Source organism: Demequina sp. (genome assembly GCF_016278765.1).
Taxonomy (GTDB): Bacteria; Actinomycetota; Actinomycetes; order Actinomycetales; family Demequinaceae; genus Demequina.
Map to the genome: position 1 here is coordinate 71487 of NZ_JADQBE010000023.1, position 17549 is coordinate 89035.

Sequence of the window (17549 nt, forward strand, 5' to 3'; positions counted from 1 at the left end):
TCCGGCGCCACGCGCACGAGGATGCGAATGGTGAAGACGCCAGGACTGACAGAATTCGGATTGCCTGCCCTGGTGGCCGTCGGGGACGAGGTGTCCACGACGGCGCTCATGCGCCAGCGAGCAGCGGAACACCCCGACAGGCTGTTTTGCGAATGCAAGCCCGCCTCGGGGCCGTGGGTGCCGGTCACCCTCGCGCAGTTCGCCGACCAGGTCACTGCCGTGGCCAAGGGGATCGCCGCGCTCGGGATCGCCAAGGGCGACGGCGTGGGCCTCGTGGCGTCGACTCGTCTCGCATGGGCGTTGTTCGACTTTGCCATCATGGCCGCCGGGGAGTCGGTGTCGGATCCAGAGCTGCTGGCACGCAGTTCCGCCGCCGCCCCAGACGATGTCGCCTCCATCGTCTACACCTCCGGCACCACCGGAAACCCGAAGGGCGTGGAACTCCCCATCGCAACTTGGTGGAGCACGCCCTCAACGCCTCCGCCTACCCCGACTTACAGAAGCTGACATCCCCGGGCAAGCGCATCCTGCTGTTCTTGCCCTTGGCGCACGTGTTGGCGCGCCACCTGAAGATCCTGTCCATGGCATCCGGCATGACGATCGGCTTCACGCCGTCGCCCGCGACCCTTCCGGCCGACCTGAGGTCTTTCAAGCCTCACTGGATGCCGGCGGTGCAACTGCGGATCGCGGATTCCCTGGTCCTCCACAAGGTGCGCGAGGCCATGGGTGGGGACATGCAGTATGTCGTGTCGGGAGGCGCACGGCTCGCCCCCTCGCTCGCGCACTTCTATGCGGGACTTGGAGTGACAGTTCTCGAGGGCTACAGATTGACCGAGTCGTCAGCGCCCGCCACGTGCAATCCGCAGAACACCCCCCGTGTGGGGACGGTGGGTCTGCCGCTGCCCGGCTGCACCGTGCGGATTGCCGACGACGATGAGGTGCTCATCAAGGGTCCCAACGTGTTTGCCGGATATCGCCATCGCGCGGACCTCACGGCCGAGGTGCTGAACGACGGATGGTTCGCGACGGGCGACCTTGGCAGCCTGGACTCGGACGGTTACTTGCGCATCACTGGCGGCAAGAAGGAAATCATCGTCACGGACGGAGGAAAAGACGTCCAGCCAGCCGGCCTCGAAGACGCCATCCGCCCGGACCCGCTCATCCAAGAGGTGATCGTGGTGGGTGACGGGAGGCCCTACATCGGCGCCCTGATCTCGCGCGACGCCAAGGTGCTGCGCGCTTGGCTGTCGTCCCGCGGCCTGCCCAGCATGACCATCGCGGAGGCGACCGAAAACGCCGACCTCGAGGCACACCTGAAGACGGTCATCGCCGCGGCGAACCAGGGTGTGTCCAAGGCCGAGGCGATCCGCACGTGGTGTGCGCTCCCCCGGGAGCTCACCGAGGCCGACGGGGAGTTCTCGGCGTCGATGAAGGCCCGGCGAAAGGTGGTGCTGGAGCACTTTGCGAACCTGGTTGACGAGCTCTACGCCACCTCTCGCCGCTCACCGCTAGTCGCAATACCGTTCAATTAGGGTGCATTGGTGTAGTTTGGGGGTATGCCTCGTTCTGGTTGGAGAAAGCCCGAGGCGGATCGTCGGTTGCCGGATCTGGTGTCGGTTGGTCTGTTGATGAAGGTGTTCCCGTCGGAGGTGGTGGATGCGGTGATCGCGGAGTGCGGCCGGACGGAGCAGCGTCGCCGGTCGTTGCCGGCGCGGTCGGTGGCGTACTTCGCGATGGGGATGGCGCTGCATTCGGAGGGTTCCTATGAGGATGTGCTGGCGTTGATCTCGGATGGGATCGCATGGGCGCATCGTAAGGAGGGGCCGGGCAGGCTGGCGAACAAGGCGGCGATCTTCCACGCCCGGAACCGGCTGGGGGCGGAGCCGATGGCGGTGCTGTTTGATCGGGTCGCGCAGCCGCTGGCCGCACCGGGCACGCCGGGGTGTTGGTTGGCGGGCAGGCGTCTGGTCGCCATCGATGGGACCTGTCTGGACCTGGCCGACACGCACGCCAACGATGGCCATTTCGGCCGTCCCGGGGTGATGAAGGGTGAGCGTTCGGCGTTCCCGCAGGCGCGGGTGGTCGCGCTGGCCGAGTGCGGCACCCACGCCATCTTCGACGCGGTGATCGGCCCGTATACGATCTCGGAGAACGCACTGTCCACAGAGCTGTTGGGCAGGCTGGGCCCGGGGATGCTGTGTCTGGCCGACCGCGGCTTCTACTCCTTCAGCGCCTGGCAGACCGCCGGGGCGACGGGTGCGGATCTGCTCTGGCGGGTGCGGGACAACCTGCGCCTGAACCCGGTCGAGGAGCTGCCCGACGGGTCCTTCCTGGCCGACGTATTCGACTCGCAGGCCGACCGCCGCCGGGAGCGACAGGTCCGGGTGCGGGTGATCGAGTACACCATCGACGACGGACGCGAACCCGCCGGGCCATACCGACTGGTCACCACCATCCTCGACCCCGACCAGGCGCCCGCCACCGAGCTGGCCGCCGGCTACGCGCAGCGGTGGGAGATCGAGACCGCGTTCGACGAACTGAAGACCCACCAGCGCGGCTCCCGCCAGGTGCTGCGCTCGAAATCCCCAGAACTGGTGCTGCAGGAGATCTGGGGGCACCTGTGCTGCCACTACGCGATCCGCACCCTGATGTTCGACGCCGCGCTGCATACAAGTCACGACCCCGACCGGGTCTCCTTCGTCGCCGCGCTGCGGATCAGCCGCCGCTCCATCGCCCAACAGGGCGCTTTTCCCCCCTCACGGCCCTGACAGCCTCGCCCGTGTCTGGGCCCACGCGATCGGCGAACTCGTCCGCCGGCTCCTCCCCAAGCGACGCCCGCGAGCGAACCCGCGCGCAATCAAACGCAAGTACACGAAGTGGCACGTCAAACGATCACACCACCGGTCATGGCCCCAACCAGACCGACCACCCGAGCAAGCCATCGTGATCTAATTGAACGGTATTGGGACAAAACGTGGAACACCCGGGCAGCAAGGCCCGGCCCTCAGCCGCGCCCGCGACCAAAAGACCCGATCAAATCGGAATCAGCCCCGCCGACCCAGGGCCTTTTCAAAGTCAGTTGATGAGTTGGTAGGCGATCTTGGGGGTGCGCGCGGTGGCGCGTAATGCTTTGGCGATGTTGGTGGCTCCGGCAAGTCGGTGGACGCTGATGGCCAAATTGCGGATTGTTGCCATGACGTGTGCTGCATTGCCGGTACGCACTTGGGAGCGGTCCTCGTCGAAGGTGACGTCGCGAACCCAGTGCAGCCGATTCTCGATCCCCCAGTGGCCTCGGATGTAGTCGGCCAACTGGCCGGGGGTGGCTTGATCTGCCGGTAACGAGGTGATGATGAACACGTGTTCGCGGGTCGTTTCACCGGTTCGGTGATTGTGTCGGTCGCGGGTCAGACGCATCGTCTGTTTGACGTGCGGGAATCCGATCCATTCCTGTGCGGGCTGGACGGTTGCCTGCCAGGTGTTGCCTGCCAGGTCGTGATTCGACCGTGTCCTTTCTGGCGGCAGACGTGCTGGACGGGACGGGCGGCCCAGGTTTGCGAGCTGATCCGCGCCCGCAAAGCGCGCTGGTTGTTCTTCACGGTCAGAACATAGTGTGCCCCCTGCTGGTGCAGGTATTCGGCGTGTTCTCGTTGGGTGTGGAGGGCATCTGCGGTGATGATCACCCCGCCCAGATCCCCGATCTTGCCCATCAGGCCCTGGAAGTGCGGGATCTCGTTCGTTTTCTGTCCGATCGATTCTTGCCCGATCACTGTCCCGGTGGCATGGTCCAACGCCGCCATCAGGAACACCCGGCGCCCGCCGCCGTTCTTGGCCCCGCGAACTTCTTTCCCATCGATGGCAACCACCGACTTGGTCGCGGTGGTGGCGTTGGCCCTGCGGGTGCGCGCCTGCACCCACTCGGAGATGACCGTATCCAGCGCGGCTGCGTCGAGGCCCGAAACTATGCGGTGAAAAGTGGTCAGCGACGGGACCCTGGTACCCGGCGGGGACCCTTGAGCCGTCGCCGTCTCCTGCGCCCATTCGGCGATCATCGTCAACGTGCTGGCGCCGGAAAGTACCGCGCACACGATAATCTGCAACAAGTCCAGAAATGGGTAACGCACACCTCGACGGTGGCGAGGATCGGGCATCCTCGACAGCGCCTGCCGCAACGAACCAGCACCCTCCGCCACTTCGGGAGTGCGATCGCCGACAACGGCCTCCGCGGGAAAGTGGCGGGTCAGGGTGTTCGTGAGAGAAGATAGCAACGGAAAGCTCCTGTTGTTCGGTGTAGTTGAACACCCCGGATTAACAGGAGCTTTCTTCGATTAAAAGCAGCCACGCCGACAAGTCAGAAACCCACCAAACACAATCACGACTTTGAAAAGGCCCTGCCGCCGACCAACCCGGTCGGTGGATTGAGGGTAAGCTATCGACTCAGGCGGGCTGAGGAGATGCTCGGCCACGACCTTGGGACCGACCTGGTGGGCGGCGGGTTCTCCCCGGAACGCACCGCAGAGTACGAGCGGGCACTTGCTTTAGACCCGTAATCGGGCTAGTACCGGTGACCTATTGAAGAACTTGGACAAAGGAGCACGATCATGAAGGCAGCGGTATTTCACGGAACAGAAGACGTGCGGGTCGAGGAGGTGCCCGAGCCGACTGTCGGGCACGAGGACGTTCTGATTAAAGTAGAGCGGGCCGGCATCTGCGGCACCGACCTCCATGAGTATCTTGGGGGCCCGATCTTTGCAGTGCCAGGGACGACACTAGGTCACGAATACTCCGGCACGATCGTCGAACTCGGCAGCGAGGTACGAGGTTTCGCAGTGGGCGATCGTGTCGCCGGCGTCGGTGTGACAGGCTGCGGTGTCTGTTATCTCTGCCGTCATGGATTGACCGGCATCTGCGACGCGCCAACCTTCATAGGGTTGCGCAGTCCAGGCGCGCTTGCACCTCTCGCCGCAGTACCAGCAAGCGCGCTTTTTGTTGTACCGGAGAATCTATCGCTGACCGAAGCCGCTCTCGTCGAGCCACTGGGCGTCGCTTTCCACGCCGTGCGTCGCGGGAGGGTTGCGGCGGGAGAGAGCGTGTACATCGCTGGTGCCGGTCCGATCGGACTGGGCGTGCTGCAGTCGGCTCGCGCCGCAGGCGCGAGCGAGATCATCGTCAGCGAGGTGTCTCCTCGTCGCCGACAGGCCGCACTCGAGCTCGGGGCGACCCGGGTTATCGACCCCACCGCCGAAGACGCCGTATCGGTCACCCAATCCCTCACTTTCGGTCGAGGTGCCGACGTCGGCTTCGACACAGCAGGAGTTCAAGCGGCGTTCGACCCTGCGATCGCCGCCACTCGCAAGCGTGGGCGCTTCGTGGTCGTCGCCGCATGGGAACGCCCGGCGAGCCTCGAGATGGCCGCTCCCCTGCTTCGTGAACTCGAGCTCGTCTTCAGTTTCTGCTACGAAGCAGAAGAAGAGATTCCGCAACTGCTCAAACTGATGGAGCGCGGACAGATCAAGGCGTCCCCGATGATCACTAGCCAGATCGACCTCGCATCGATCGTTTCGGGGGGCTTTGAGGAGCTCCGGAACAACCGCGACGAACAGGTCAAGATCCTCGTCGACCCGTCGATCTGAACTACACCAATGCACCCTAATTGAACGGTATTGCCGCTAGTCGTCGTCTTCCGCGAGCAATCGGTACATCGCCTTGCGGGCACCTGACAGTATCTCGACAGCTTTCGCGCCCTTGTCGTCGCGGCTGGGGTGGCGCGCGACGTGCATGGCCGCGTCTCGCAACGCCATCATCTCCGCACGAATCTGACCCGAGGAACCCACAGGCGACTCCTCGCTGGCGAAGAGCGTTGCGGCCTCGTCCGGGTGCTCGTGCACCCAAGCCAGCCCCACGTCCGTGAGCGACGCAATCTTGCGACCCTCGACGGTATCGATGGCGATCAGACCCTGATCCTCGAGCGCCTGGAGCGTCGGATAGATGGATCCGGGGCTCGGGGTCCAAGCGCCTGCGCTGCGCTCCTCGATGGCGCGGATGAGGTCGTACCCGTGGCGCGGCTGCTCGGCGAGCAGAACCAGGACGGCCGCGCGGACATCGCCGCGTGGGCGGCCTCCGCGAGATCCCGCTCCACGCCTTCTTCCTGCTCCGGGTCCTCGCCCGCGCCCCCCGCCTCGATGGCCGCGGCCACCTGCGTGACCAGGCTCGTCGTCGTCCCCAAAGCCTGCGTGACGGCCCAACGGGCCGCTGGGGCCCCCACCACGAAGGCCGCGGGATCCGTAATTCTGGTGTGAGTGCGTCATGATGTTCCCTCTCTCTCATATGACTTACTCACGATATATCGTGATACAACCCTGGTCAAGGCACAGTTCCCGCGACGTCGTCGCCTCACCCGATTCAGGGCCGCTTTCCCCGCGGCACGCCGAGCCTAAGAGTCTGCGGGTGGCCTTCGCGCAGACGCCCCTCCTCACCAATCTCCTCGTGCGCCTTGAGCCCCTTTCTCAGCGATACGTCCGAGACCAGCGCGCGGCCGTCGCCGTCGATGAGCGGTGGCATACCCGGTACGCCACCGTGCCGTCACCGGAACAGATGACCGCCGGGATGACCACGTTCATGAACCTCGATCCCCACAACCGTCGCCTGGACCTTGGCAGCACCTGGATCGGTCGCGAAGCGCAGCGCACCGGCGTCAGCCTGCAGGCGCGTCCCCGGTGCGGGTTCCCAGGCATATCGGCGTGTCGCCCACGAGATGGCCACGGTGGAATCCAAAGGCCCGTGGAGCGACTAGATTTTGGCGTGTGAATGACACGAATCCCCCGATCTCCTCCCGCGTCTACACCGTTGAAGGTTTTGCTCGTGAGTTCCTCCACGAACTGAACTTTGGCCAGGGGGTCGACCTCGACCGCGCCTCGGTCAACGACAAGTACCTGGCGCTGTCCCGCACCGTGCGCCACTACCTGGCGACCCGATGGCTGGAGGCGCTGCGCAACCAGTACAGGGACCAAGCCAAGGTTGTGGCCTATCTCTCCGCCGAGTATCTCCTCGGCCCCCAGTTGGACAACAGCATGCTTGCGGCTGACCTTGAGGACATCGCCACCCGCGCTCTCGACGAACTGGGCGTGAACCTCGAAGAACTGCGCGCCATGGAGATCGAACCCGGACTTGGAAACGGTGGATTGGGACGTCTCGCCGCGTGCTTCATCGACTCGCTGGCCACCATGGACATCCCGTCAATCGGCTACGGCATTCGCTACGAGTACGGCATCTTCCGCCAGACATTCCAGGGCGGCAAGCAGGTCGAGAAGCCTGACGACTGGCTGCGGCTTGGCTCTCCGTGGGAGATCGCTCACCCGGAGAACGCCGTTGAGGTGCATTTTGCCGGGCGCACCGAGCCCGCGCTCCACGGCGCGGAGGGTGCGCGCGCGTGGCTACCCGGCTGGCACGTGATGGCCGTCCCGTACAACTACTTGGTGCCCGGTTACCGCAACGGCCGCGTGAACACGCTACGCCTGTGGAGCGCGAGGGCGACACGGGGCTTTGACCTGCAGAACTTCAACTCGGGTGAATACGAGGAGGCGGTGCGCGCGCGCACGTATGCCGAGAACATCTCCAAGGTGCTCTACCCAGAGGACTCGACCCCTCAGGGCAAGGAGTTGCGCCTCCAGCAGCAGTATTTCTTTGTCGCCGCGTCGCTTCGAGACTTCCTCCAGAACGTGTTGCCCAAGGACTTCGACCTCAAAAACCTGCCCGACCGCATTACCTGGCAGTTGAACGACACCCACCCCGTGATCGCGGTGCCGGAGATGATGCGCCTGCTGGTCGACGAGCGCGGGTGGGACTGGGCCGACGCGTGGGCGGTGTGCCAGAAGATCTTCGCCTACACGTGTCACACGCTCCTTCCCGAGGCGCTCGAGGTGTGGCCCGTCGACTTGCTCGGCAAGCTGCTCCCCCGCCACCTCGAGATCATCTACCGCATCAACGACGAGTTCCTGGAGGAGGTGGCGGCCCGCTACCCCGGCGACACGCTGCGCATGCGCCGCATGTCGATCGTTGCGGACCAGCCGGTGCGCGCCATCCGCATGGCGCACCTCGCGACCGTGGCCAGCTTCAAGGTCAACGGTGTCGCGGAACTTCATTCGCAGCTCCTCGCCGAGAAGGTCCTGCGCTGCTTTGCCCAGATGTGGCCCGAGAAGTTCACGAACGTGACCAACGGCGTGACTCCGCGGCGCTTTATTCGCCTGTCCAACCCGCGCCTGTCTGAGCTCATCACCGAGGCGATCGGGGAAGGCTGGATCACTGACCTGGACCGGCTGCGGGAGTTGGAACCGTTGGCCGACGATGCGGAGTTCAGGCGTCGCTTCAGGGAGGTCAAGGCGGCGAACAAGAAGCACTTCGCCGAGGTCCTCTTCGCCCGCGACGGCATCGAGATTGCGGACGACGCCATGGTCGACGCGATGGTCAAGCGCCTCCACGAGTACAAGCGCCAAAGCCTCAAGCTGCTCCACATCGTTTCGCTGTATGAAGGCATCAAGAGCGGTCGCGTTCCGCTGGAGTCGGTGGTTCCCCGCACGTTTGTGTTCGGCGCCAAGGCCGCGCCCGGATACGTGCGCGCCAAGGAGACCATCGAACTCATCAACGCCGTGGGCCGGACCATCAACGCCGACGCCTCGCTCAAGGGCCGCCTCAAGGTCGCCTTCCCGGCGAACTACAACGTCACACTCGCCGAACGGCTGATTCCTGCGTCCGACCTGTCCGAGCAGATCTCGCTTGCGGGCAAGGAGGCCTCCGGCACGGGAAACATGAAATTCGCGCTCAATGGCGCCCTCACCGTGGGAACGGACGACGGCGCCAACGTCGAGATCCGCAAGCTCGTGGGAGACGAGAACTTCTTCCTGTTCGGGATGAGTGAACCCGAGGTGTCGGCGCTGCAATCGAACGGCTACGTCCCGGGCAGCTTCTACGAGTCCGACCCCGAACTCAAGGCCGCGCTCGACATGATCGCCGCGGGCGCCTTTACCGACGGCGACCGCGGCGGAGCCGTCGCCTCGATGTTCGCGTCCCTCACAGAGCGCGACCGCTTCATGGCCCTCGCGGACTTCCGCGCCTACATGGACGCACAAGCGCGTGTCGAGGCCGCGTACGTGGACCACGATGCGTGGAGCCGCTCAGCGGTGCTCAATGTGGCACGATCAGGCTTCTTCAGTTCCGACCGATCGATTCAGGACTACCTGGACCGCATTTGGGGTGCACGCCCGATTCGTCAGAGTTCCTGACCAGGCTGGTTCGCTCGCCCGAGCGTCTGGGGTGATACTGAGTGAATGGCCGCCGCAACTCATCCCCTCGAGCGTATGCGGGCACGCGTCGGCGAGGAGTTGTTCGCCAGGGTCGCCGGGAAGGATGGCCACGCGGCACGTGCGCGGGTCCACGAAACCCCCGGGCCGCGGTGGTTTCCGCCAGGCAGTGCCATCCGGAGGGTGCATGGCGACGCCTCCATGTGGGTCGGCGGACTCCGCGCGCTCTTGCTGCAGTCTCTCCACCCGTTGGCCATGGCGGGAGTCGCGGGTCACTCTGGCTACCGCGGCGATCCATGGGGCCGGCTCGAGCGCACCTCCACATTTCTTGCGATAACGACCTTCGGGGCCGCCGACGACGCTCAGGCGATGGTCGACCGCATCCGTGCGGTGCATGACCGAGTCAAGGGCAAGGCGCCCGACGGCCGGCCCTACCAGGCGAGCGACCCCCACCTGCTCAGGTGGGTCCACGTCGCCGAGGTGGACTCGTTCCTGACCGCTCACCAACGCTTTGGCGCTCGGCCCCTCGATGCTGCGCGAGCCGACGAGTACGTGGGGCAGGTCGCACGTGTGGCCGTCGCGCTTGGCGCCACCGATGTGCCCACCACGACCGCGGGGCTCGCGGAGTGTCTCGAGTCCTACCGGCCGGAACTTGCGGCCACTCCAGCCGCGATTGACACGGCGAAATTCCTGCTTCACGAGCCGCCCCTGCCCGGCCCGGTCAAGGTCCCTTACTCGCTCCTGGCGGCCGGCTCGGTGGCGCTGCTGCCGGAGTGGGCGCGCGCCGAACTGCAGCTCGGGGGCGGCGCCAACAGCCGCATCGGCCCCTGGGGTGGCGCTCTGGCCACCAAGGCGATTCGGTGGGGGTTGAGCGCGTCGCTCCCCCACTACCCCACGCTCTAGGGCGTCACGCCCCGCAGCGTCGGTGTCGCGCTACGTGACACCGCCCACGGTCGTCCCGGGCGGGTACTCCCCCGTCGCTATCGCCACCCAAAACGCGGAGAGCGCCTCCGGATCGAGCAACACCGTTGAACCCACACCGTCAATCCGGTGGTCGAGACTCGCCAGCGGCGGCGTGCCCCTGACGGCATCGGGGCCCCTGGCCGCATTGACCACCCGTGCCATCCGCGCGAGGTCCACTACACCAGTGCCGCTACTGACCCTGAATGAGTCAAGGCCCGCGGAGGCGACCCGGAAGAGCTTCTTCGGGTTCACGAGCGTAGACGTGCTGAGCACGCCGTCCGCCACGGCGGAGACCACCTGCTGCTGGCGCACGGTGCGACCAATGTCGCCCAGGGGGTCCGCGTAGCGCATGCGGGAGAAGGCCAGCGCCGTGGCGCCGTCCGCCCGATGACAGCCGGCCTGCCACACCAGGGTGCTGTAGGGGTCGTTGACGTCGGCGTCGTAGCACAGCTCCACGCCGCCCAGCGCATCCACGATGTCCATGACGCCCAGGAACCCGACCTCGACGTACCGGTCGATCGTGAGGCCCGTCAGGCCTTCTACCGTCTGAACCAGCAGCTGCGGCCCGCCGAAGGCGAAGGCGGCGTTGATCTTGTTGCCCCCGTGGCCGGGAATCTCCACATACGAATCGCGCGGGATGCTGATGAGCGCAGGCGGCCCGCTCACGGGCCGGTGCACCAGCATGATCGTGTCCGTGCGCGCTCCGACTGTGCCGTCATCCGCCCACCCGTCGCGCGAGTCTGAACCGACGATCAGGTAGGTCTGGCCCGGCGTATCCGAAGCTCCGGTAAGGGCGTCCACGTGGGTGATCCGAGAGTCGACCCACCACCACAGGCCCACCACAAGAATTGCGACGACCAGGGTCAACGTGACCAGCGTGTTGCGCAGCCTGTGCCGCTTGGGAACCGGCGCCGGCGCCGTGCTTTGGGGCAAGGGCTGCCGGTCCTCAAGGGGCGGACGCGCGGCGGCGCCAGCTCGCGGGCGTTCTGGCGCGGGTTTCGACGACACACTCCGACGCTGGGGCACCGGGCCCGGCTCCGACGTGCGCCGCCCGGCCGGCTGCACGGAGGGTGGCTGGGCGCCGCGTCTCGGCGGAACAGATGGCGGCATGGGACGACGTCCTGTGGGCGGTTGGCGCCGTGGATCTTGGCTGGAATCGCCGCCCGAGTTGTTCACCTAGAGAGGCTAGCGCGTCCACCCCGACATCACGGTCAAGCGCGCGGAGGCCATCCCACCTCACACGGTGGCGACGTCTGTCCCACGCATCCGCCCACACTCCGTGAGAACCTTGGAGCCATGACCGACCAGGGCCAGTTGTTCCCTGGTAAGTACTTCATCTCGACCGTGCTCGACGCGCTCGATACCAAGACCGCGATGAGCGGCGGGCTTGCGCGGGTCTACCTGATGCGGTCCGCGATGGCTGGCGCACTCATCGGGCTGATGTATCTGGCGTACTTCGCCGTGCTCGCGGCGTTCGCTGGCGTCGGTAGCGGGGACCTCGTCGGCATGGGCCGCATCGTCGGGGCGCTCGTGTTCGGTTTCGCTCTTGTATTCATCTACTACAGCAAGTCCGAGCTGCTGACATCGAACATGATGATCGTGTCCATCGGCGCGTACTACCACCGCACCACGCCCCTCAAGTCGTTGCGCATCCTGCTGCTGTGCTACGCGGGCAACATCGTCGGCGGACTGGCGATCGCGGTGATGGTAGCCGTCTCATCCCTGGGCGACGGCGCGGTCGGCGATCAGATGAACACCGCCGTCGATCACAAGCTGGCGTACCTGTCCGAGGGGATCGCGGGCTGGTCGGACCTGTTTGTGCGCGCGGTTCTGTGTAATTTCATGATCAACCTCGCGATGCTGCTGGTCTACAACGGTCTCATCAAGGACGACTTCACCAAGTCCCTCGCCATGATTGTGAGCGTGTTCGTCTTCGCCTTCGTGGGTTTCGAACACTCGGTGGCGAACACGGTCGTATTTTCGATCGTCGGGCTCCACGGCGGCGTCGACGTCGGCCTGGCACTCGGCAACATCGGCATCGTGCTGCTGGGTAACTTCGTGGGTGGTGGGCTGCTCATCGGGTACTACTATGCGTACGCCAACGACGACCGGAAGTACCTGCGCAAGCAGGGTCGAGACATCGGCGCATAGCCGCCGCAAGCGGGCAAAACCGATCCAGGCGAGCCGGGGTCGGCTCACGAAGGAAGACGACACTCGCGAGTCAGCCGAAGATCTCCGTGAGGGTTTCCCGCATCACCTGGGCGTCCGCTTCGATTCCATTCCAGCTCCGGATCGCGATGACTGCCTGGTTCACCAGCATCCCGAGCCCGTCGATCACCTCGCAGCCGCGCGCCTCGACCTCGTTGAGGAACGCGGTGCGAGGCGGGTTGGGGATGATGTCCGCAACGATCATCTGCGCCGCAACCGTGCTGTAGTCGATCTCCGGTTTCGCCCCCACGTCGGGGAACAGTCCCACGGAGGTGGCGTTGATGAGTATCTGTGTATCGGCCGGCACGGCGAATGGGGTGTGCCAGTGCGCAGCGGAGGCGTCGGTGCTGGTGCGTTCGCGCAGGTCGCGTGCCAAACCCTCCCCCACCTCACGGCGGCGGCTGACGATGAGAATGTGACCAGCCCCTGCGAGGGCGAGCTCGAACGCGATGGCTCGGGCAGCCCCTCCCGCGCCGAGAATCACGATCCGCTGACCCTTCGGTTCGACTGTGGCTCGCAGTGACGTGAGGAAGCCCTGCCCGTCGGTGTTTTCGCCGATCAGGCGGCCGTCGCGGATCACGACGCAGTTGACCGCGCCGATGAGCTCCGCAGCCTGCGCAAGCTCGTCCAGGTGTTTGACGACGGCGATCTTGTGGGGCAGTGAGCAGTGGAAGCCAGCCCATCCCATGGCCACGGCGCCGCGCACCGCGGCCTCCAGCCCTGCGGGCCCCACCTCGCACGTCACGTAGCGGGCGTTGAGACCCGCGTGGCGATACGCGGCCTCGACTATCGCGCCCGTAGGGTTCTCGGCCGCAGGTGACGCGAACAGGCCGGTCAACTGGCTGACGAAGCTCTCGGGAAGAGCCATGACGTTCCTCCTGCGTGTCGCGCGGCCACTCTTCCACGGATCCCGTCTGACGTGGCCTTGAAGGCCCGCCATGGCGGGCGTGTCCTGTGGAACTCCTGGCATGCTCGGGTAGTGCTGCTGACTGCCCGAGCGCGCCAGCGCCCCAGCGCCCCAGCGCCCCAGCGCCCCAGCGATACTGCCTAGACCTTCTGCAGCGCCGGCAGCGCCGCGACGATGGCCTCCACCTGGGTCTTGGCGTCTCCGAACAGCATGTCCGTGTTCTCCTTGAAGAACAGCGGGTTCTGCACGCCCGCATACCCGGTGGCCATGGAGCGCTTGAACACGATCACGTGCTGTGCTTTCCACACCTCCAGCACCGGCATGCCAGCGATCGGCGAGGTCGGGTCATCGTTCGCGGCCGGGTTGACGGTGTCGTTGGCGCCAATCACCAGGACCACGTCGGTGTCGGCAAAGTCGCCGTTGATCTCGTCCATCTCCAGGACGATGTCGTACGGCACCTTCGCCTCGGCCAGCAGCACGTTCATGTGTCCAGGCAGGCGCCCAGCGACCGGGTGGACTCCGAACCGCACCTTGACGCCACGCGCGCGCAGGCGCTGGGTCAGCTCGGCAACCGGGTACTGCGCCTTGGCCACCGCCATGCCGTAACCGGGGGTGATGATGACCGACTTCGCCGACGTCAGCGACTCGACCGCACCGTCGACGGTGATCTCGGTGTGCTCGCCAGCCGGACCGTCCGACGCGCCTGCCGGAGCGCCGTCGTCCGAGCCGAAGCCACCCAGGATCACCGAGATGAACGAGCGGTTCATGGCGCGACACATGATGTAGCTCAGGATCGCACCCGAGGAGCCGACGAGGGCCCCGGTGATGAGGAGCAGGTTGTTGCCCAGCAAGAAACCTGCCGCCGCCGCCGCCCAGCCCGAGTAGCTGTTGAGCATCGACACCACCACCGGCATGTCGCCGCCGCCGATGGCGGCCACCATGTGCCAGCCCAGCGCGAAACCGATGAGGGTCATCACGACCACGAGCACCAGACCGAGGGTGTGGTTTCCGTCGCCCAGGGCGACGAGCCAGATGATCAGCGCAAAGAACAGGACGAAGGCCGACATGTTGAGGAGGTTGCGTCCCGGCAGCACCAGTGGGGCCGACTTCATGCGCGCCGACAACTTGAGGAACGCGACAACGGAACCGGTGAAGGTGTACGCGCCGATCAGCACGCCCAGTGCCACCTCGACCACGTGGAGCGAGCCTCCGCCGCGCTCCGCGAGGAAGGAGTTGATGCCCACCAACACGGCCGCAAGGCCCACAAACGAGTGGAACGCGGCGATCAGTTCCGGCATCTGCGTCATCTCGACGCGGCGGGCGATCGGAGCGCCCACAGACAAGCCAATGGCAAGCGCCGCCGCGATGAGCACAGTGGTCAGCCACACCGGCTGGCGGTCCTCGGGGAACTCGGCAGACAGGTAGATGGAGTACCAGACGGTCGCGGACAGCGCCAAGGCCATGCCGACGATGCCGATGATGTTTCCGGGACGGGCGGTGCTTTGCTTTGACAAACCGGCGAGCGACAGGATGAACATGATCCCCGCAACGATGTACAGGCCTTGAATCAGTCCGATGATCGTCACAGTGATCACGCCTCCTTCTGGAACATGCCGAGCATTCGGTACGACACAAGGAATCCACCGAAGATGTTGATGGACGCGATGGACGCTGCAATGAACGACATCACGAGGACCGCAATATTCGTCGACCCCAGCTGAAGCAGTGCTCCGACCAGAATGATCCCGGAGATCGCGTTGGTTTGTGCCATGAGCGGAGTGTGAAGCGAGTGCGACACCCCGGAGATCACGTAGTAGCCCACCACCACGGCGAGCGCAAAGATCGTGAAATACGACACGAATGAGATGGGCGAGAACGCGACGGCGAGAATCACCAGCACAGCGGCCACGGCAGATCCCACCAGGCGCCTGGTGGCCTTCTTGGCTACCGCCGCGGCGGCCAGGCGAGCCTGTTCTTCAGGGTCAACGACCGGCACGGCGGCGGCTGGCGCCGCGGATGCCGCTGACACCTTCACCGGCGGTGGCGGCCACATCACGTCGCCCGCATGCGCGACCGTCATTCCGCGCACGACCTCGTCCTCATAGTTGAGAACGGCCTGACCGTCCTTGCCGGGTGTCATGAGCTTCATGACGTTCACAATGTTGGTGCCGAACAGCTGCGACGTGTGCTGCGGCATCCGGCTGGTGAGATCCGTGTACCCGACAATGACCACGCCGTTATCGGTGACGATGCGCTCGCCGGGAACGGTGAGTTCGCAGTTACCACCGCCGATAGCCGCGAGGTCGACGATGACCGATCCCGGCTTCATGCCAGCCACCATCTCCGCGGAAATGGTGCGCACCGCCTTGCCGCGCACCAATGCGGTCGTGATGACGATGTCCGCCTTGGCGCTCTCCTCGGCATACATGGCGGCGGTGAGCGCTTCCTGCTCCTTGGACAGCTCCTTCGCGTAGCCGTCGGAGGACACCTCCTGCTGAGCGGCCGCGGCCTGGACGAACGTCGCGCCCATCGACTCGATCTGCTCGCCCACCTCGGGGCGCACGTCGAAGGCACGCACTTCGGCGCCCAGGCTCGCTGCGGTGCCGAGCGCGGCCAATCCGGCCACTCCCGCACCAATCACGAAGACGTGCGCTGGGAGCGTCTTGCCCGCGGCCGTCATCTGGCCCGTGAACATGCCGCCGTAGTTTTCCGCAGCCTCGATGACCGCGCGGTATCCGGCGACATTCGACATCGTGGACAAGACATCCATGGACTGTGCGCGCGAGATGCGCGGTACGGCGTCGAGCGCCATTCCGGTGATGCCGCGCTCGGCTAGGTCCGCGATGAAGTGGGGGCTGGAGGGCGCGTTCATCATCGAGATGAGCACAGCGCCCTTGCGCATCTTGGCCAACTCGGTCGCTCCCGGCGCGTTGACCGCCGTCACGACGTCGGCCTTCCACGCGTCGTTCGCGTCACCGATGGTCGCACCCGCTGCGGCGTAGTCGTCATCCGAGAACGTCGCCTCGAGCCCGGCGCCCTTCTCAACGATGACCTCGTAGCCCAGGGCCACCAGTTGGCCCACCGTCTTGGGACTGGCAGCGACGAGGCGCTCGCCCTTCTTGGTCTCCGCCGGGATTCCCAGTGTCATGGGTTGCGTGGTTTCAACCGACTCAGGTGACTGCACGCTCGATACAGACGTCATTGGTGCCTCTTTGGGTTTGCGGACTTGTCTCCAGCGACACCCTACTGGGCATCATCGTCACGTTACCCCGGACGAAATTCCCACAACTTCTCCCGTTTCCAGCGTATGGGCGCCGGACCAACACCCGGATTGCAGACGCGTCGCGAGGGAAAAATGTGAGCGGGTCGCCCACATTGTGACCCTTCAGACGATCGTCCAGCCGCCGTCGACCATGAGAGTCGACCCATTCGCCATCTCGCCGACGTCGCTGGCCAGGTAGTGAACCGCGGCCGCGATGTCCGTAATCGTCGCGAATCGGCCTCGCGGGATCTTCGACAGGACGGCGTCTCGGAAGCTGGGGGTGTCGAGCCGCTCGGCCGTTCCGGCGGTGTAGGTGAACGTCGGCGCGACTCCGGTGACAACGACTCCGGCGCCGCCCCACTCAAGTGCCAACGTCCTCGTCACCTGGTTCACACCACCTTTGGAGGCGCAATAGACAACCTCGTCTTGGTTGGCCACCACGGAGATCTGTGAGCTCATGTTGATGATCCGCCCGTAGCCGCGCGGGAGCATGTGGCGAGCGGCCGCCTGCGCACAAAAGAATGCCGCCCGCAGGTTGAGGTCCATCATCGTGTCCCAGTCCTCGACCGTCACGTCGATGGCCGGGATAGGCCGCCCCATCCCGGCGTTGTTGACGAGGATGTCGATCTGGCCAAGGTCCGCCGCAATCCGGTCGAACAGGGGCCCGATGCGCGACACGTCCCTCAGGTCTGCGGCGTAGGTTCGCGCCGAACGGCCACTTGCCGCGAGCTCGTCGCGCAGCTGCTCGGCCGTGGCCCGATGGCCGCCAACGGCCGCGACCACGGCGCCGCGGTCGGCAAAGTAGTCGACGAGCCCTCGGCCGATGCCGCTGGTAGCGCCGGTGATGACCATCGTCTTGCCGCTGATATCGAAATCATTCATGGCACTACCTTGCCTGTGTTTGCCGCCGCAGTGT

13 protein-coding genes and 1 pseudogene are annotated in these 17549 nt (G+C 65.5%); 6 read left to right on the forward strand and 8 right to left on the reverse strand.

Annotated elements, in window-relative coordinates:
• Positions 1–108 precede the first annotated feature (108 nt).
• Positions 109–1532: pseudogene (locus QZZ29_RS04920) on the forward strand (AMP-dependent synthetase/ligase).
• A gap of 24 nt (positions 1533–1556) precedes the next feature.
• Positions 1557–2768, forward strand: a complete 1212-nt coding sequence (locus QZZ29_RS04925; protein WP_291381837.1) for an IS4 family transposase — start codon at positions 1557–1559, stop codon at positions 2766–2768.
• A gap of 307 nt (positions 2769–3075) precedes the next feature.
• On the opposite strand, the gene QZZ29_RS04930 is transcribed toward QZZ29_RS04925, so the two are convergent.
• Positions 3076–3414, reverse strand: coding sequence for an ISAs1 family transposase (locus QZZ29_RS04930; RefSeq protein WP_291381839.1), 339 nt, complete (start codon positions 3412–3414; stop codon positions 3076–3078).
• Complete coding sequence (locus QZZ29_RS04935; protein WP_291381841.1) at positions 3405–4265, reverse strand: ISAs1 family transposase; 861 nt, start codon at positions 4263–4265, stop codon at positions 3405–3407. The genes QZZ29_RS04930 and QZZ29_RS04935 overlap by 10 nt, the downstream gene beginning before the upstream one ends.
• A gap of 333 nt (positions 4266–4598) precedes the next feature.
• Here QZZ29_RS04935 and QZZ29_RS04940 point away from each other — a divergent pair, with 333 nt between their 5' ends.
• Positions 4599–5630: a 2,3-butanediol dehydrogenase gene (locus QZZ29_RS04940; RefSeq protein ID WP_291381843.1), complete on the forward strand. Its 1032-nt coding sequence runs from the start codon at positions 4599–4601 to the stop codon at positions 5628–5630.
• Between the two features lie 36 nt (positions 5631–5666).
• On the opposite strand, the gene QZZ29_RS04945 is transcribed toward QZZ29_RS04940, so the two are convergent.
• Positions 5667–6305: a PadR family transcriptional regulator gene (locus QZZ29_RS04945; RefSeq protein ID WP_291381845.1), complete on the reverse strand. Its 639-nt coding sequence runs from the start codon at positions 6303–6305 to the stop codon at positions 5667–5669.
• Between the two features lie 495 nt (positions 6306–6800).
• Here QZZ29_RS04945 and QZZ29_RS04950 point away from each other — a divergent pair, with 495 nt between their 5' ends.
• Together QZZ29_RS04950 and QZZ29_RS04955 are read left to right on the forward strand one after the other, a co-directional pair.
• A complete protein-coding gene (locus QZZ29_RS04950; RefSeq protein ID WP_291381847.1) occupies positions 6801–9275 on the forward strand; it encodes a glycogen/starch/alpha-glucan phosphorylase in 2475 nt (824 codons plus the stop codon).
• 201 nt (positions 9276–9476) lie between these two features.
• The gene (locus tag QZZ29_RS04955; protein ID WP_291381849.1) at positions 9477–10196 is read left to right on the forward strand and encodes an oxygenase MpaB family protein; all 720 of its coding nucleotides are present in this window, start codon (positions 9477–9479) and stop codon (positions 10194–10196) included.
• Positions 10197–10226: 30 nt separating this feature from the next.
• Here QZZ29_RS04955 and QZZ29_RS04960 read toward each other — a convergent pair whose 3' ends face one another.
• Positions 10227–11123 (reverse strand): LCP family protein, encoded by an 897-nt coding sequence (locus tag QZZ29_RS04960; RefSeq protein WP_291381851.1) that lies wholly within the window; start codon positions 11121–11123, stop codon positions 10227–10229.
• Between the two features lie 429 nt (positions 11124–11552).
• Here QZZ29_RS04960 and QZZ29_RS04965 point away from each other — a divergent pair, with 429 nt between their 5' ends.
• Positions 11553–12407: a formate/nitrite transporter family protein gene (locus QZZ29_RS04965; RefSeq protein WP_291381852.1), complete on the forward strand. Its 855-nt coding sequence runs from the start codon at positions 11553–11555 to the stop codon at positions 12405–12407.
• Between the two features lie 70 nt (positions 12408–12477).
• Here the strand turns inward: QZZ29_RS04965 and aroE are convergent, their stop codons facing one another.
• The 4 genes from aroE to QZZ29_RS04985 all read right to left on the reverse strand — a co-directional run bounded on the left by aroE (position 12478) and on the right by QZZ29_RS04985 (position 17515).
• Positions 12478–13332, reverse strand: a complete 855-nt coding sequence (aroE, locus tag QZZ29_RS04970; protein WP_291381853.1) for a shikimate dehydrogenase — start codon at positions 13330–13332, stop codon at positions 12478–12480.
• Between the two features lie 179 nt (positions 13333–13511).
• Positions 13512–14957 (reverse strand): Re/Si-specific NAD(P)(+) transhydrogenase subunit beta, encoded by a 1446-nt coding sequence (gene pntB / locus QZZ29_RS04975; protein ID WP_291381893.1) that lies wholly within the window; start codon positions 14955–14957, stop codon positions 13512–13514.
• Positions 14958–14962: 5 nt separating this feature from the next.
• Positions 14963–16519: a Re/Si-specific NAD(P)(+) transhydrogenase subunit alpha gene (locus tag QZZ29_RS04980; protein ID WP_291381855.1), complete on the reverse strand. Its 1557-nt coding sequence runs from the start codon at positions 16517–16519 to the stop codon at positions 14963–14965.
• Positions 16520–16756: 237 nt separating this feature from the next.
• Positions 16757–17515: an SDR family oxidoreductase gene (locus QZZ29_RS04985; protein ID WP_291381856.1), complete on the reverse strand. Its 759-nt coding sequence runs from the start codon at positions 17513–17515 to the stop codon at positions 16757–16759.
• Positions 17516–17549: the final 34 nt, after the last annotated feature.

Excerpts from the sequence above, each read along its gene's own strand:
- QZZ29_RS04980 (WP_291381855.1), bottom strand. The coding sequence starts at position 16,519 with ATGACACTGGGAATCCCGGCGGAGACCAAGAAGGGCGAGCGCCTCGTC.
- QZZ29_RS04965 (WP_291381852.1), top strand. The coding sequence starts at position 11,553 with ATGACCGACCAGGGCCAGTTGTTCCCTGGTAAGTACTTCATCTCGACC.
- aroE (WP_291381853.1), bottom strand. The coding sequence starts at position 13,332 with ATGGCTCTTCCCGAGAGCTTCGTCAGCCAGTTGACCGGCCTGTTCGCG.
- QZZ29_RS04940 (WP_291381843.1), top strand. The coding sequence starts at position 4,599 with ATGAAGGCAGCGGTATTTCACGGAACAGAAGACGTGCGGGTCGAGGAG.
- QZZ29_RS04985 (WP_291381856.1), bottom strand. The coding sequence starts at position 17,515 with ATGAATGATTTCGATATCAGCGGCAAGACGATGGTCATCACCGGCGCT.
- QZZ29_RS04925 (WP_291381837.1), top strand. The coding sequence starts at position 1,557 with ATGCCTCGTTCTGGTTGGAGAAAGCCCGAGGCGGATCGTCGGTTGCCG.
- QZZ29_RS04945 (WP_291381845.1), bottom strand. The coding sequence starts at position 6,305 with ATGACGCACTCACACCAGAATTACGGATCCCGCGGCCTTCGTGGTGGG.
- QZZ29_RS04930 (WP_291381839.1), bottom strand. The coding sequence starts at position 3,414 with ATGCGTCTGACCCGCGACCGACACAATCACCGAACCGGTGAAACGACC.